The sequence below is a fragment of the Luteolibacter sp. Y139 genome (assembly GCF_038066715.1).
In the GTDB taxonomy this organism is placed as follows: Bacteria; Verrucomicrobiota; Verrucomicrobiia; order Verrucomicrobiales; family Akkermansiaceae; genus Haloferula; species Haloferula soli.
In genome coordinates, this window is the sequence record NZ_JBBUKT010000006.1 from 232,125 (window position 1) to 246,144 (window position 14,020).

Annotated in this window: 8 protein-coding genes; 2 read left to right on the forward strand and 6 right to left on the reverse strand. The window is 62.6% G+C overall.

Going from position 1 to position 14,020, the window contains the following annotated elements; translation table 11 throughout:
* Positions 1-244: 244 nt before the first annotated feature.
* Positions 245-4,033 (forward strand): chromosome segregation protein SMC, encoded by a 3,789-nt coding sequence (smc, locus tag WKV53_RS16475; RefSeq protein ID WP_341405871.1) that lies wholly within the window; start codon positions 245-247, stop codon positions 4,031-4,033.
* 127 nt (positions 4,034-4,160) lie between these two features.
* Here the strand turns inward: smc and WKV53_RS16480 are convergent, their stop codons facing one another.
* Genes WKV53_RS16480 through WKV53_RS16500 form a run of 5 tightly spaced genes read right to left on the reverse strand, consistent with a single transcriptional unit; the run spans position 4,161 to position 11,905 of the window.
* The gene (locus tag WKV53_RS16480) at positions 4,161-6,884 is read right to left on the reverse strand and encodes a bpX3 domain-containing protein (RefSeq protein WP_341405872.1); all 2,724 of its coding nucleotides are present in this window, start codon (positions 6,882-6,884) and stop codon (positions 4,161-4,163) included.
* Positions 6,881-9,382: a hypothetical protein gene (locus WKV53_RS16485; protein ID WP_341405873.1), complete on the reverse strand. Its 2,502-nt coding sequence runs from the start codon at positions 9,380-9,382 to the stop codon at positions 6,881-6,883. Before WKV53_RS16485 ends, WKV53_RS16480 begins: the two co-directional genes overlap by 4 nt.
* On the reverse strand, positions 9,379-10,116 hold the full coding sequence (locus tag WKV53_RS16490; protein ID WP_341405874.1) for a hypothetical protein: 738 nt from the start codon (positions 10,114-10,116) through the stop codon (positions 9,379-9,381). The genes WKV53_RS16485 and WKV53_RS16490 overlap by 4 nt, the downstream gene beginning before the upstream one ends.
* Entirely contained in the window at positions 10,113-11,258 is a 1,146-nt protein-coding gene (locus WKV53_RS16495) for an AAA family ATPase (protein WP_341405875.1), read from the reverse strand. Before WKV53_RS16495 ends, WKV53_RS16490 begins: the two co-directional genes overlap by 4 nt.
* On the reverse strand, positions 11,255-11,905 hold the full coding sequence (locus WKV53_RS16500; RefSeq protein WP_341405876.1) for a conflict system bpX4 domain-containing protein: 651 nt from the start codon (positions 11,903-11,905) through the stop codon (positions 11,255-11,257). The genes WKV53_RS16495 and WKV53_RS16500 overlap by 4 nt, the downstream gene beginning before the upstream one ends.
* A 173-nt stretch (positions 11,906-12,078) precedes the next feature.
* Here WKV53_RS16500 and mnmA point away from each other — a divergent pair, with 173 nt between their 5' ends.
* A complete protein-coding gene (gene mnmA, locus WKV53_RS16505) occupies positions 12,079-13,179 on the forward strand; it encodes a tRNA 2-thiouridine(34) synthase MnmA (protein WP_341405877.1) in 1,101 nt (366 codons plus the stop codon).
* Positions 13,180-13,444: 265 nt separating this feature from the next.
* Here the strand turns inward: mnmA and WKV53_RS16510 are convergent, their stop codons facing one another.
* Complete coding sequence (locus tag WKV53_RS16510) at positions 13,445-14,014, reverse strand: 3'-5' exonuclease (protein WP_341405878.1); 570 nt, start codon at positions 14,012-14,014, stop codon at positions 13,445-13,447.
* Positions 14,015-14,020 lie beyond the last annotated feature (6 nt).

Sequence of the window (14,020 nt, forward strand, 5' to 3'; positions counted from 1 at the left end):
GTCCGACGAGGACCAGCCCGATTTTCCCTCTAGACTATTGCCCAAGCAAGCGGACTAGAAGGCGGCTACAAAATGATTTGGACTTCTTAAAGTTCACAAATCTCAACAGGTGGTATCTAAAATCGAAATAGACCACAATATGTGGAGCTAATCCGGCCGGAAGCTTTCCCGTGGGGATTTCCGGGTTACGGTGGCCGATGTCCGGAATCCCTCTCGGACTGAACCTCTAACCCGCTTCTGTCGCATGTATTTAAAATCGCTGGAGATGCACGGCTTCAAGTCCTTCGCGGACAAGACGCGTATCGAGTTCCACAAAGGAGTCACCGGCATCGTCGGCCCGAATGGCTGCGGCAAGTCGAACGTGGTGGACGCCATCCGCTGGGTGCTCGGTGAGACTTCCGCCAAGGCCCTGCGCGGTGGGGAAATGTCGGACGTGATTTTCAACGGCACCGAGAAGCGCAAGCCGCTCGGGATGGCCGAAGTGACCATGACGATGGCCGATTGCGAGGCTGCGCTGAAGGTGGACTACAACGAGGTCTCCCTAACACGCCGGGTCTTCCGCGATGGCAAGTCCGAGTACCGGATCAATGGCACGCTCTGCCGCCTGAAGGACATCCACGACATGCTGATGGATACCGGGATCGGCCGCACCGCCTACTCGATCATGGCGCAGGGCCAGATCGACCAAATCCTTTCCTCGAAGCCGGAAGAGCGCCGCATGGTTTTCGAAGAAGCCGCGGGCATCACCAAATATAAGCGCGAGAAGAAGGAAGCGCTACGCAAGCTGGAGTTCACCGAGGCGAACCTGCTGCGCGTTTCCGACGTGCTCGCCGAGCAGGAGCGCCGGATGAACTCGCTGAAGCGGCAGGTCGCCAAGGCGCGCCGCTATCAGGCGCTGGCCGGCGATGTGCGGATCCTCGACACTCATCTCGGTCACAAGCGCTTCGTCGAGTTCACCGCCGAGCGCGATGAGCTGAAGACTTCCATCCGCTCGCTGGAGTCGGCGGAGTTCGATCTTGAGCGTCAGATGGCTCCCAAGGAAGAGGCTGTGGCTGACGCCCGCCTCGATGCGCGCAACTTCGAAGGCGAACTGGCCGACCTTCGTCAGCAGCTCAACGCCCATCGCAACGCGTTGTCCGCCGCGCAGGGTCGCGTCGCTTTCAATGAGGAGCGCAAGGCTGAACTCGAAGGCCGTATTTCCCAGAACCGCGAGGAGATCGAGACGACCCGTGATAAGCTCGCGCAGCAGGAGTTCGATGTCGTCGCGGCGAATGAAGCGCTGGAGCAACTCGCCCGCCGCATCGCCGAGCAGGAGATCCAACTTGGCGATCAGGAAGAGCGGACTCGGATGGCACGTGGCGGTCGTGAGGAGATCGAGGCCCAGCTCCGCGAAGCCCGCGCCGAAGCGAACCGCGCTCAGACGATCATTGCCTCCACGCAGGCGCGTATTGAAAGCTCGCTGGCTCAGCTTGAGACCAGCCGGGAGCGCGCCCGCATGCTGGCGGATGAAGAGCAGCGCCTGAACCTCGAGATCGAGGAAGCGAATGAGCAGCGCAATCGCATCGTGGTGGAGTTGGAAGAGCACTCCGCGCGTACCGGCGAGCTGGAGGAGGCCTTCCAGAAGGCCGAGCGCACCTATCAGCACACCCGCGGCGACCTCGATGCCTCGCGCACCGCGGCGACGGAGGCGAACAAGATTTTGGCCCAGCGCGACTCGCGCCTGAAGGTTGTCCGCCAGCTTGTCGCCAGCGGTGAAGGCTTTGAAAAGGGCACCCGCAAGGTGCTCGATGGACTCGACGATGCCGAGCGCTTCAAGCCCGGTATCCACGGCGTGCTCGCCGGCTTCATCGAGGCCGACCGCTCCTGCGCTCGTGCGATCGAGACTGCTCTCGGCAAGCACTTGCAAGCCGTTCTGGTTTCGGATGAGAAGCTCGCCGATGCGATCATCTCACGCCTTACCGAGAAGCGTCTCGGCGTGGCTTCGATCCTGCCAGAGTCCTTTGTCGGTCATTCGGTCAGCACCCAGATGGAAGCTGTGCCGGAAGGCGCGATCGGCTGGGCGCTGGACAAGGTGAAGTCTGATCCGCGTGTCGCCCGGGTCATCGAGAAGCTGCTGGAGAAGGTGCTCATCGTTCCAAATTACGCGACCGCGATGCGCCTGCGCTCGTCGTTGGCCGACGTGACGATGGTCACGCAAGCCGGGGAGCTGATCGGTGCCGAAGGCGTGATTCATGGCGGCGATGCCGGTGAAGGCAATGTTTCGGTCCTTGAGCTGCAGAACGAAGTCCGCGACCTTGAGACGGAGGTCGCAGGACTCGTCGAGGCCGAGGAAGCCGCCCGCCAGCGCGTGATCGATCTTGAGGCCTCGCTGTCGCAGCTTCAGGAAGAAGTCGAGATCGCCCGCGAGCGCATCCAGCGCCACAAGGTCGAGCTCTCCACGCTGCAAGGCCAGCTCACGCTCGCGACGCGCGAGGTCGAGAGCGTGCAGACGAAGATCGAGAACGTGCAGTGGGAACGCGGCGAACTTGAGAATCGTGAGCAGGCCGCGAACGACAGCCGCAGTGGACTCGAAAGTGAACTCGCGATGGCTCGCGAGCGTCTCGAGGGTCACGAGGAAGATCAGCGTCGCCTTCAATCGCAAGTCGAAGGTTCACAGCGCGACGAAGCGGAGCTGGCCCAAGCGCTCAATGAGCTGCGCACCTCGCTCGCCGTCGAACGCCAGGCGAAGCACGCTGCCGAAGCGCAACAGCAGCCGATGGAGGCGCGCCTCAGCGAACTGCGCGAGCTTTCGATCCGCCGCGAGACGGAGATCGAGTCCTTCGTCCAGCGCATTGAGTCCGCCGCTGCGGAGAATGCGCGCCTCGCCGAGGAAGTCGAAACCCACCAAGCCGAGGCGGAAGACCTCGCGATGGAGATCGAGTCCCGCTCGGCTCGCCGCAACGAGTTGCTCGAAGCGATCGACAAGGCCGAGGCCGAACTTTCCGAGGCCCGTCGCCGTCACGCCAAGGCTGCCGAGCAGCGCGGTCGCGAGGAAGTCGCAATTACCAAGATCGAGCTGCGCCTCGAAAGCCTGGTCGCTTCCATTCTGGAACGCCACCAAGTCGAGCTAGCTACCTTCGAGCCGGATGCGCATGCGTTGCTTTCCTGCATCGCTTCGCAAAAGTCGCAGCAATCGCGCGGCGGTCGCCAGAGCTTCGTGGAAAACGAAGGTGATGGTGAAGGCGAGGAGGATGAGCAGCCGATCATCGTCGTCGATGCCTCGAAGAGCAGCGACGAAATCGAGCTTCCGCCGCAGATGACCGGGGAGCCGGATTGGCAATTCGTCGAGGCCATCGTGGGCGACCTCAAGCGCCGTCTCGACGGCATGGGTCCTGTCAATGTCGACGCCATCGAGGAATACGAGGAACTCGAAGAGCGCTTCAACGAAGTCCGCTCGAACTACGACGACCTCGTCAGCTCCAAGGCGAACCTCATCGAGGTGATCGAGAAGATCAACGAGGAGACCCAGCGCCGCTTCTCCGAGACCTTCGCGCAGGTGAAGATCAATTTCCGGGATATGTTCAAGGAGCTCTTCGGCGAGAAGGGCCAGGCTGACCTGCTGCTGCAGGACGAGAACGATCCGCTTGAATCCGGCATCGAGGTGATCGCCAAACCGCCGGGCAAGAAGCTGCAAAGCATCTCGCTGCTTTCCGGTGGTGAGCGCTCGATGACCGCGGTGGCGCTGCTGTTCTCGATCTACATGATCAAGCCCAGCCCATTCTGCGTGCTCGACGAACTTGATGCGCCGCTCGACGAGTCGAACATCAACCGCTTCGTCAAGGTGCTGGATCGCTTCATCGATAACAGCCAGTTCATCATCGTGACCCACTCGAAGCGCACCATGGCGCGCGCCGACGTGATGTATGGCGTGACGATGGAAGAGTTCGGCGTTTCCAAGCCGGTGGGCATGCGCCTTACCAGCGCCGACGACGTGGCGAGCAAGGGCGAGGCGAAGACCGCCGCACAGAAAGCAGCGCTGCGACTCGACGCTTAACAGACAAACGGTTCTTCCGACAGAAGAGGGATGAGGGACGGAGGGTAGACCCGGGTGGGTGTGCTTTCCGTCCCTCGATTTTTTTGAGCTGTAGTGGCGGTCTATGACCGTTGCGCCAATCGGCCCTTCATTTCGCAAACGCGATCAGCTTGCCGGTTTGGGTGAGGATCGCGAAGCCGCCGTTACCTCGCGAACACACCGCCAAGGGATCGCCGGCATCGCGTGGATAGGTCAGGGTGGCGTTGGCTTTTAGTCTAACACCTGGCGCATAGACTGATCCACCGCCGCGATGCGCGACGACGATGGAGCCGTCAGGCAAGTAGCACGTGGCAGGAGGGAGATTGGCAAGAGGATCAGAGAAGAGATTCACCGGCTCGGGGTCCTTGCCCGGCTTCGGGAAGTCGATCACCAACACTTCCCTGCCCACCGACACCAATGCCTCGAAAGTTCCACTCCTTGGAGAGAGGTGAAGGCTTGAAGGGCTTTCTCCCAGGCTCATGGTGGTGAACTGGCCGTCGGGAAAACGCCAGGCTACGAAGCCTGCGGTGGCGATGCAGAGATGGCCGCCGCGACCGGCGATGTGCCAGTCGAGTCCGGTCACATCGGGCGGTGCGAGGTCGATCGGGATTGCCCGTCGCAGCTCGGCCATCTCCGAGTAGATGTGGACGCACAGCGACGAGGTCGCGGTGTACTGCAGCAATGCGAAGTCTCCCTCGTCGCCGAATGGGCCTGCGGCCAGGATGCCGCGCAGTGTGCCAAGCGCGTCGTCGCCGGAATGCCTCACGCGGTCGAGCGCGCGATAGTGCAGGCGGCCGAATTTTGTAAAATGAAACAGCCGGCCGCTGCCACGCGCCGAGGTGACCGCCAGGTGCCGGACCGGCGAATCGCCCGGATCATCCGACGTTCGCAGCGCGGAGGTGTGGCAGCCATTGTCACGGAGCTGGCCGACGGCGAGCATCTCCTGGCCATAACCGGCGATGGAGATGCCCCTCGGCAGGGGCGCAATCGAATCCCAGCGGATGTGGCTGGAGACCGTGATGATCTGCTCCGGCTTCAGAGTGCCTGTGGGCGGGCCGGACTTGGGAACCCGGGGCGGGTTCTTCCGGATCGAATAGCGCTTGGCATCGCGCTGGAGCAGCAGGTCGTCAGGGTCGAGTTTCGGCAGGAAATCGAGCAGTGCCTTGCTGTCGTTACTTTGGGCTGTCAGCGCCTCGCCGATTCGCCGGTAGGCTTGCCTTTCCAAGGCCGCTCGCAACTCCGGGGTGTTCCAACCATTTGATTGTGAGAATCCGATTTTCAGCTTCGCATCCAAGGGTAGTGAGCCGACCCGATGTTCGAACATTGAGTCCAACAGATCCACGCTGGCGGTCAGATCATTGTCCTGGCGGAGGGTGCCAAACATCATCTGCAAGGCTTCTTCCGGACGGTTTCCGCTCTTCCAGGTCTGGTCTAACAACGCCAGCGCCGCCGGCCGGTCATTGAGCTTGGTGGCGAGCAGCCGTCCCTTTTCCAGCGGGTCACGCTGCGCTTCGAGTTCCGCGAGCCACATCTCCCGTGCTTCGGCGTGGTTGCCGAGTTTCGCGTGGAGGTCGCCGGCTTTTTCGAACTGCTTGGCTTCCGCATAGGCGGCGGCGGCCTGCAGCAGCAGGCCCGCGTCTTCCAGGCACTTTGCGGCGGCGGCGCGGTTATTGAGCTTGTGGAGGTAAATGGCCACGGCGTCGCGGTAGCGCCCCGCATCGGCCAGCGCCTTCGCCGCGCTGGCCCAATCCCCTAACAGATTTCCATAAATGTAGGCCGCGCGTTCATGGCGGCCGAGCGCGACCTCGCGCTTGGCGGCTTCACGGTACTGCCGCTCAAGTTTCAGCCGGGCGTCATTGGCGATGTCCCAGCCATCGATCGCTCCACCTCCATGGCCCATCTTGAAGCGAGCGTCTTTCATGCCGAGCTTCCACGTGGGGCGCGCGGTGCCGCGCGATTGTTCGATGCCTGCGAGAGGCAGCGCATAACGAAGCCCCTCATCGGGATTCGTTTCCATCAATTTCATCAACCGATCAATCTCGCGATTGCGGCTGTCTGCGAGTTGCTCCCAATGCTTTTCGGCCCATTCGCGGAGGCGGTCGAGTGCTCCCGGCCCACCGGAATGGCGAGTGCTCCCGGGGCCATGGCCGCTCCCAAGCAAGCTTTCCGCCTTGCCAAGTGCTCCGATGATCCAGCCCGCGCCGAGCATCGCCCCACCAGCAAGCCCGAGTCCCAGCGTGGAGGCCTTGTCCATGAGACCGCTGCCGGGCTTGGGCAGATCCGCGCGGTCGCCGATTTCCTGCGCCGCTTCGTCGAGCATCGCCTGCGGATCGGGTGGCTCGGCGACCAGGATCACCTTCAACTCCGGCGCGAAACGACCCACCGGCACCGCATGGTTCCAGTAGGCTTCTCGTTCGGATGGCTCCTCTAACAGATTCGCCGGTGCCAGCTCATCCTTCGGATCGAAGCCGACCAGTCCGAGCGACGGATGGAAGAAGTGCAGCGTGTAGGGAAAGAAATAGCCGCGCTCATTGGGCGGCAGGCCCGCGGACAAGGCGGCATCGGCTGGCGCGTGGACGCCGGGCTGCAATTCGACAAGCTCCTGCACACGAGGCCGAAAGGAGGGAACCTTGCCGCGAGGTATGAGGAGGACGCCGGCAGCCCGTGGGTCCGAGGCCGACCGTGCTACCGGATAGAGAGCGACATCGGCCCCTTGTTTCTGGCAATGCGCGACCTCTCGCAACCACTCGACCGGATCCGGCGACGCAAGCCATCCCGCCGACACCACGGGTGCCGGTCGCGCGACGCGGACGAGGGTGAGGGGATGGGTCATCTCGTGATGGGGGAGGCGGAGTTGGATTTGAGAAATGCCAGCAGAAGTCCGGCCGACCATCCCTGGTCTCTCGTGGTGCCTGGGGGCATGAGTCGCGGGTCGATCGAGTCCAAACCGTGAGTGGGGATCCATGCGCTCGCGGCCGGGGTACTAAGAAGGATACTCCAAAATTGGTTGGGCTCTTGTGCATCCATTTGCCGGAGGTGCAGGAGGCCTCGTGAGTCAAGCCATGCTTCCAAGCGACCTACCTGCGCGACTCGCAATGTGACGCCGCTGGCAGGAGAGTGATCGCTTTCCTTGAAGGCAGCAAATCGAGCCGGGCCGGCCTTCCCATTTTCCCAAGCCAATTTCCACGGGTTGAACTGATAAACGTTGCTGCCGCACATCAGGCGCAGCACGCCCTGCTCAATCGAGATCTGGTCCGGCGAAATGAGACGCGGCCACGAGCTATCGCGCAGGCTCCAGCCATCGAGTCCAAGACTGGCTTTCATGCCAGAGTCGAAGACGCGGATCGTTTCACCATCGAAGTCGACCACCGGATTGGCGGGCAGCTTGGCGACGGTGTTTTCAGCCACACGCCGGCCGGATTTCAACGAGAAGGCCTCGGCTCGGTCTGCGTAGACGAGCACCACCGCGCCACCGCTGACTGCTGCATGGCGGGGGAAGGCGTGGAGAGAGGGTTCGATTTCGATCTCTCGCAACTGCTGATCACGGAGGTTGAAGGCGCGGACATGGCCACCAGCTTGCTCGGCGGAGGCAATGACGATCTGCTCATCACCTGTCCCGCGACCGAGCCAATGCTGACGTCCGGGAAGCTTTCCCGGAACCACCTCCAATGCGCCCCATCCCGGCTTCGGCCATCGCATCAGCCGGTGGTCGAACGAAACCCCCATGCCGCCTTCTTGATCACTGGCTCCCGCTCCATCCGGCAGATACGCTGAAGCTTGTGGGATCACGGGAAACAGGAACGGCAGTTGCTCTTCCTCATAGATCGGCAGCAGACCGTGAAGTACATTGGCCTGTGCGCGTAGTGGTGGAGGGGCGGGCTTCTTTGGAAGCGGTTCGGCAGTCGGCGGCTTGAGGATCTCGGCGAGATCGATCATGCCATGGAAGAGCGTGTGATTGCCAGCGGGTGACCATGCCTGCACTTCGAGATTCCCCAAGCGATCTACGGCAACCACCTGGAAGCGGCCGGCCCGCTCGTGGATCCACCCGGCGATCTCGCCTAACAGCCTGCGTGTCGTCGCGTCCTCGAGATGCTCTTTTGCGGTGATGAACGAGACGTCAGGAATCGCGACGTCATCGACGATCCGGGCAACATCCCACCAAGCGATGAGGAAGGCATTCGGCGAAGCTGCGGGCAAGAGCACTTCCAGTGCTGAGCGCACACCGGCGGGCGTGGACAAATCCAGAGTCTCGTAAAGGTCGGTCGTGGCTGCAACTCCTCCAAGGAATTCTCCTGGACCATTCAAAGCAGGGTGGTGCCACAGTCCGAGTGCGACTCCGAGCGAGAACACCCGGGCCGTGCCCCACAGCCGCAGACCGCGATCCAACAGAATCATGTGGCTGACCGCCACATGCTGCGGGGGGATTTCGCGGCGGAAATAGAGAGCCTCGTTGTGAACCAAGCGGGCTGCGAGCACGAGATCATCCCAGGCGAGTTCGCCGGGGAGCAGGCGATCGATGGTGCCGCGGTTGGTGATGTCGGCGATTCCACCCACGGGCAGGTCGAGCGGCGCGCCGAAGCGGCCGGGGAAATTCATCATGGCGATCGCCCGCTTCGCCACCGCTGCTGCCGCGCCGCTTTCGCCGCCGGATGAAATGAGGTGGTCGAGCAACAGCCGGGGCTCGATGGGATCTTCCGCAAGTGAGGGAAGCAGCGGTTGGTGGAACCCCGAATTCTCGATGCCCGTGCGAAGCAGGTTTTCAAGGCTCTCCGCCCCGTGGCGGGCAAGGCCGGTCTTCAACGCACGCAGGTCCCGCTGAAGACGCGCCTTTGCATCCATCTCGGGTTTCCTCTGGCTGGTATCGCCAATTCCAAAGACGGAGAGATCTCGCAACACCAGCTCGGACTCGGAGCGAGGCAGACAGTAAGGACCGCCCTCGAAGAGCGCGGACACCAGATGGCACTTCGCGGCCAGAGAGGATCTCAAGTCCCTTGGCAAGGCGTGGATTACATCGAGCCCCGTGATGAGGATTTCGGCGGAGTCGGGGGGGATGGGATCGCTGTCGCGAATCTCCAAGGCTTTCCGAAATGCGCCATGATTCAGAGGCCGGTGAGCGATCCACTCATCGCGGCATGCCGCCAAGACGAGCAGCACGGATCCGAGAGGCGGGACTCCGCTGTTGTTGCCGATGAAATCGAGGATCGTGTGAATCTCGGGCCACAAGGCGAGCGTCCGGCCATCTTTCCACTCGATCGCATCGTGTCCGCCACTCCACTTCCAGAAGTGGCCTTCGGGAGGGACCGCGTAGTTCGTGGTGCGGCGGGAGGTCATCGCTCGCTCCTTTCACGATTGATGCTCTCCGTCGTTCTTACTGCCGCGCGAGTGGCGGGCACCAGGTTCTCTTCATCCAGTTTCTCATGGCAGCCGTCGGGGTGGAACAAGGCCACGCGGTTGCGCCCGAGCTTCAGAACACCCTCTAACAGCTCTGGCCACGTATGATCCGGCAGCTTCCAGCCGCAGGGCAGCCACAGCTTGCCGATGGGGTAGAACGAGGCACCCGCGATCGCCGGCAACGGATGCCCTGTAACAAACACGCGGCCATCTTCCGCCGCCGCGAACCGCAGGCCTGCGAAGCGCGGCGCCAGCGCGCTATCCGCCCAACTGGCGAAGTCGGCCAGGCCGCAAAGCAAGGCACCAGCCGGTTGCATTTCGGCATCCGGCTCCAGGCGAAAGGACACCGCGGGCGGCGGCATTCCCGGAGCACCGCGCAGGGGTGGCGTGATGGCGATCACGGCGGCGAGCGTCTGCCAGCTATCTGCGGGTAAGAGCGCTTCGGCCACGAGTCGTCCGTCGCGGATGAGCCGATATTCGGAATCCATCGACCATCGGCCAACGAGCGGCAGCTTGCGGAACAGGTCTTCGTCCGCGGCCGGGACGCGCAGCCAGTGGAAGCCGGAGCCATTGCCCTCGTCACGCAAGGCCCATCCAGTCCGGTCGCGAAAGGCGGCCAGCACGCCGAGGTCGGCGGTGGCTATCCGGCCAACCCGTTGTTCAAGGGAGCTCAATGTCCGGGTGCTTGAGTGACCTTTGCCCACAGTGTGGCTCCGCGTTCGGCAAGGGCGTCTTTCGCCACGCCAGCGGGCAGCCAGTCGAGGCGGCTGGCAAGGAGGCGGAGTTCATCAGCGGCTGCCGCGTTCGCCGGATCGACCGCGAGCTTCGCTTCCACGTCGTCGAACCCGCGGGCGATGGCATCAGGATCCGGGGTGCGGTCGGCGCGTGATTGGGGATGATCCGCGACGTTGGCCTCGGCGCTCGCGAGCACCGCGGCGACGATCGATTCGATGACTTCGATTTGTTCCTCGCGATCCCACACATGGCGCAGCACCCACAAGTCGGACACACGGGCTGCAAGACGACCACACAGCAGGGCACTGGCGGCGATGACCCGCTGCAAGCGCACTGCGCGGCGATCGGAGATGTCCATGCCGGCGTGGCGCAGCTTGAAGACGAGATCGAGATAGGTTTCACGAACTGGCGAAAGATCTACCGATCGCACCGCCTGTTGGAATGTGCGAAGGTCGCCAGCGGTGATCGTCGCGGGAGGCAAGGCATCCGCTTGCTCCAAGTCCCAGCCCGCGGCGAGCACGCGGCCAAGCTGGCTTTCTTGGACCGGGCCGCAGCGGACGCGCAGCAGGAAGCGGTCGAACAAGGCGCGCAGGGCATCGTCTTCCGGCAAGTGATTGCTCGCTCCCGCGAAGAATAGCGCAGGGATCGCACGCGTCTCGCGACCGCGGCGGAAGATGCGCTCGTTCAAGGCCATCAAGAGGCTGTTGAGGATGGCGCTGTTCGCATTGAGCAGTTCGTCGAGGAAGACGATGTCGGCTTCCGGCAGCATGCCTTCGGTATTGGTGACCAGGTCGCCCTCGCGCAGTCGCCGGATATCGAAGGGGCCGAAGAGTTCGTTCGGCTCGGTGAAGCGCGAGAGCAGGTAGTCGAAGGTGTGGCCGTGAATGCGTGCGGCCAGCGAGTGAACCAGCGCGCTCTTCGCCGTGCCAGGCGGGCCGTAGAGGAAGAGATTCTCGCGGGCGGCAAGCGATACGCCCATGAGGTCGATGATCTCATCCTTGCCAACGTAGGCATTCTTCAGGGGATCGAGCACTTCGCTGGCGAAGCGTCGGGCGAGATCGGCGAGGGTATCGGGCGTCATGATTCAGTGGCGGGTGAAAGGAGGCCGCGTCCCAACTCCGAGGTGTAGGCCCCGAGTTTCGAGCGGACGAAGGAAGCGATCGCAGGTTGGGCGAGACAGGTGGTGTCGGCGCGTTCGAGCGCGCGCTCGGCATAGGCTTGCCGTAGTCCGGTATGGGTGAGCACCGGGTGCTCGACTGCGAGGTGCATGCCGGGTGCGGACAAGGGGATCTCCTTTGCGAGATCATGCATGGCCTTCACCAGTGGATCGTCTTCCGAACGCGCGCGGGCCATGCGGTAGAGGTCCGGCCAGTGGCGCAGGCAGAGGTCCGCGGAAAAATGAGCAGCGGGATCTTGTGAGTCCGGCAACGGCTCACGGCGGAGCAGAGCGACGATATCCGTCACCTCCATCTCGCGGAAGCAAACCAGGCAGGCCGCGCGAAATAGCATCACCGCACCCCACCATGCTGCGGCGGGATGGAACGGCAGGGGTGGTCCGGACAAGTCCAGCACTGCCTCCCGATGCCATCCCGCCAGCAGTTGAATGGCCTGCTGTCTTTCCCCAGCATCGTTGGCTGCCGCGGTCACCACCTTCGACCACTCGCGTCCGGGAGGCACCAGTTCGGCCCGGCCGGAATCGTGAAGGGACTGGAGAAATCGGAGCAGCACGCGGGTGAACGTCTGGGCGAATGCTGGCGGTCCCGCGGAAATGCGCCAAGCCGCAATTGGTGAAATGATAACTCGATGGTTGGGCATCGATCGTTCCCTGGCTTTCCAAAGTCGTTCGTTTCGTGGTCCACCTTCTCCGCCTCCGAAAATTGGCGCTTGGCAGGCTGCGGTGCGTGCTTACCACTCCGCGCATGGCGAAGGTGCTGGTGGGACTTTCCGGCGGAGTGGATAGCTCCGCCGCGGCCGCGCTTTTGATCGAGCAGGGCCACGAGGTTTCCGGGGCCTTCATGAAGAACTGGGTGAACGCCGAGGGTATTCCCGGCGATTGCCCGTGGGAGAGTGATTTGGAGGACGCACTCGCGGTGGCACGCACGCTCGGCATCGAGTTCCGGGTGATCGATTTGATCGACCAATACAAGGAGCGGATCGTCGACTATCTGGTGGAGGGCTATCGCAGCGGGATCACGCCGAACCCGGATGTGTGGTGCAATCGCGAGATGAAGTTCGGGGTCTTCCTCGACTATGCGCTGGAGCAGGGTTTTGAGAACGTGGCGACTGGTCACTACGCACGGAAGCGGACGCTTTCCGATGGCAGCCCGGCCATTTTACGTGGCGCGGATCCGAACAAGGACCAGAGCTATTTCCTCTCGCTGATGACGACGAAGCAGGCGAGCCATGCGATGTTTCCCGCAGGCGAACTGTTGAAGCCGGCGGTGCGCGAGGTGGCACGACGCTTCGGCCTGCCGACGGCGGAGAAGAAGGACAGCCAGGGGATCTGCTTCATCGGCGAGATCAAGATGAGCGATTTCATCAGCCACTACATTCCGGACAAGCCGGGGGAGATCGTCGATACGACGGGCAAGGTGATGGGTGAGCATCGCGGGCTGCACCTCTACACGCTGGGTCAACGCAAGGGCCACGGTGTGGCTTCGCCGCGCGAGGGCATGGCGTATGTGGTGGTGGGCAAGGATTTGGAGCGGAACCGCTTGGTCGTCGGCTGGGATCTCGGTGAGACGCCCGGGCTCTATGCGAGGGAGTGTGTCGTTGGCAGTGTGTCTACCATCGGCAGCTCCTTGGATGGGCCGCAGTGGTTGGAGGCCCAGCCGCGCTATCGGGCAAAGGCGGAGCGGGCGGAAATCCGGCCGGGCGACGACGGCAAGCTGTTGCTCCGGTTTCAAACGCCGCAGCGAGCGATCGCTCCCGGGCAGATCTGCGCCTTCTACGACGGCGGCCGCTTGTTAGGCGGCGGCGTCTTCGAGTCGATCACGGCCTGAGCGTCGCGAATCGCGACACCAGAAAGAAAGGGGAAACCGCTGTGCCGTCCTAGGAGCTGAGAGCCACGTTCCAGTTGCTCAACAAGTGGGAGTTCCGATCCTGGTAGGTTGTCCTGAGAAGGCATAACCCGTATTCCGGATTCGGTTTGATCTCCCCGTTTTAATACATCGGTCCGGGCATGCTACCTTTTGTGGCGAACACAGCAGTCGGGGGTGATTCTATGCCGCCAGCGGGTGCTGGCAACCCATTTCATGAAGAGAAGCACTACGCGTTTTTGCGTTCCGCATGGACGAGAATTTCCTTGTAAACGCGTGCGATGTTTTTCGCGTCGTCGATTCCCCGGTGAGGCGTGCCGGTGAAGGTCAGGCCGAGGCGGTGGAGGGCTTGTCCCAAGCCAAATCGCTTTGGTGAAGCAATGGCGCTGGAGAACTCCGCCTTCAGGTTCCGGTGGCCGTTGGTGAAGGGAAAGGGCTGGCCGTGAAACTGGCAGTCCTTCTCCAGTTGCTTCCGGTCGTAGTCGCCCCATGAGCAGAATACGGGGCGCTCAAACCGGGCGAGCCATGCTGCGAATGCGGCCAAGGCCTCCGGGAAGGCGGGTGCTGCATCGACCTCATCCTGAGTGATGGTGGTGAGGGATTTGCAGAAGCCCGTGAGCGCTGGATTCCGGACCGGACGGATGAAGGTGCTGAACTCGGAGATGAGGTCGCCGGTGATGGCATTCACGGCGACGCTGCCGATTTCGATGATCTCCATTTCCTCGCGAGGAAAGGTCTGCTGGTCGCAGCAAGTGGCCTCGAAGTCGACGATGGCGAGGACGGTTGAGTATTCTTTCATTTTGAT

Excerpts from the sequence above, each read along its gene's own strand:
- WKV53_RS16510 (WP_341405878.1), bottom strand. The coding sequence starts at position 14,014 with ATGAAAGAATACTCAACCGTCCTCGCCATCGTCGACTTCGAGGCCACT.
- WKV53_RS16495 (WP_341405875.1), bottom strand. The coding sequence starts at position 11,258 with ATGACGCCCGATACCCTCGCCGATCTCGCCCGACGCTTCGCCAGCGAA.
- WKV53_RS16485 (WP_341405873.1), bottom strand. The coding sequence starts at position 9,382 with ATGACCTCCCGCCGCACCACGAACTACGCGGTCCCTCCCGAAGGCCAC.
- WKV53_RS16480 (WP_341405872.1), bottom strand. The coding sequence starts at position 6,884 with ATGACCCATCCCCTCACCCTCGTCCGCGTCGCGCGACCGGCACCCGTG.
- smc (WP_341405871.1), top strand. The coding sequence starts at position 245 with ATGTATTTAAAATCGCTGGAGATGCACGGCTTCAAGTCCTTCGCGGAC.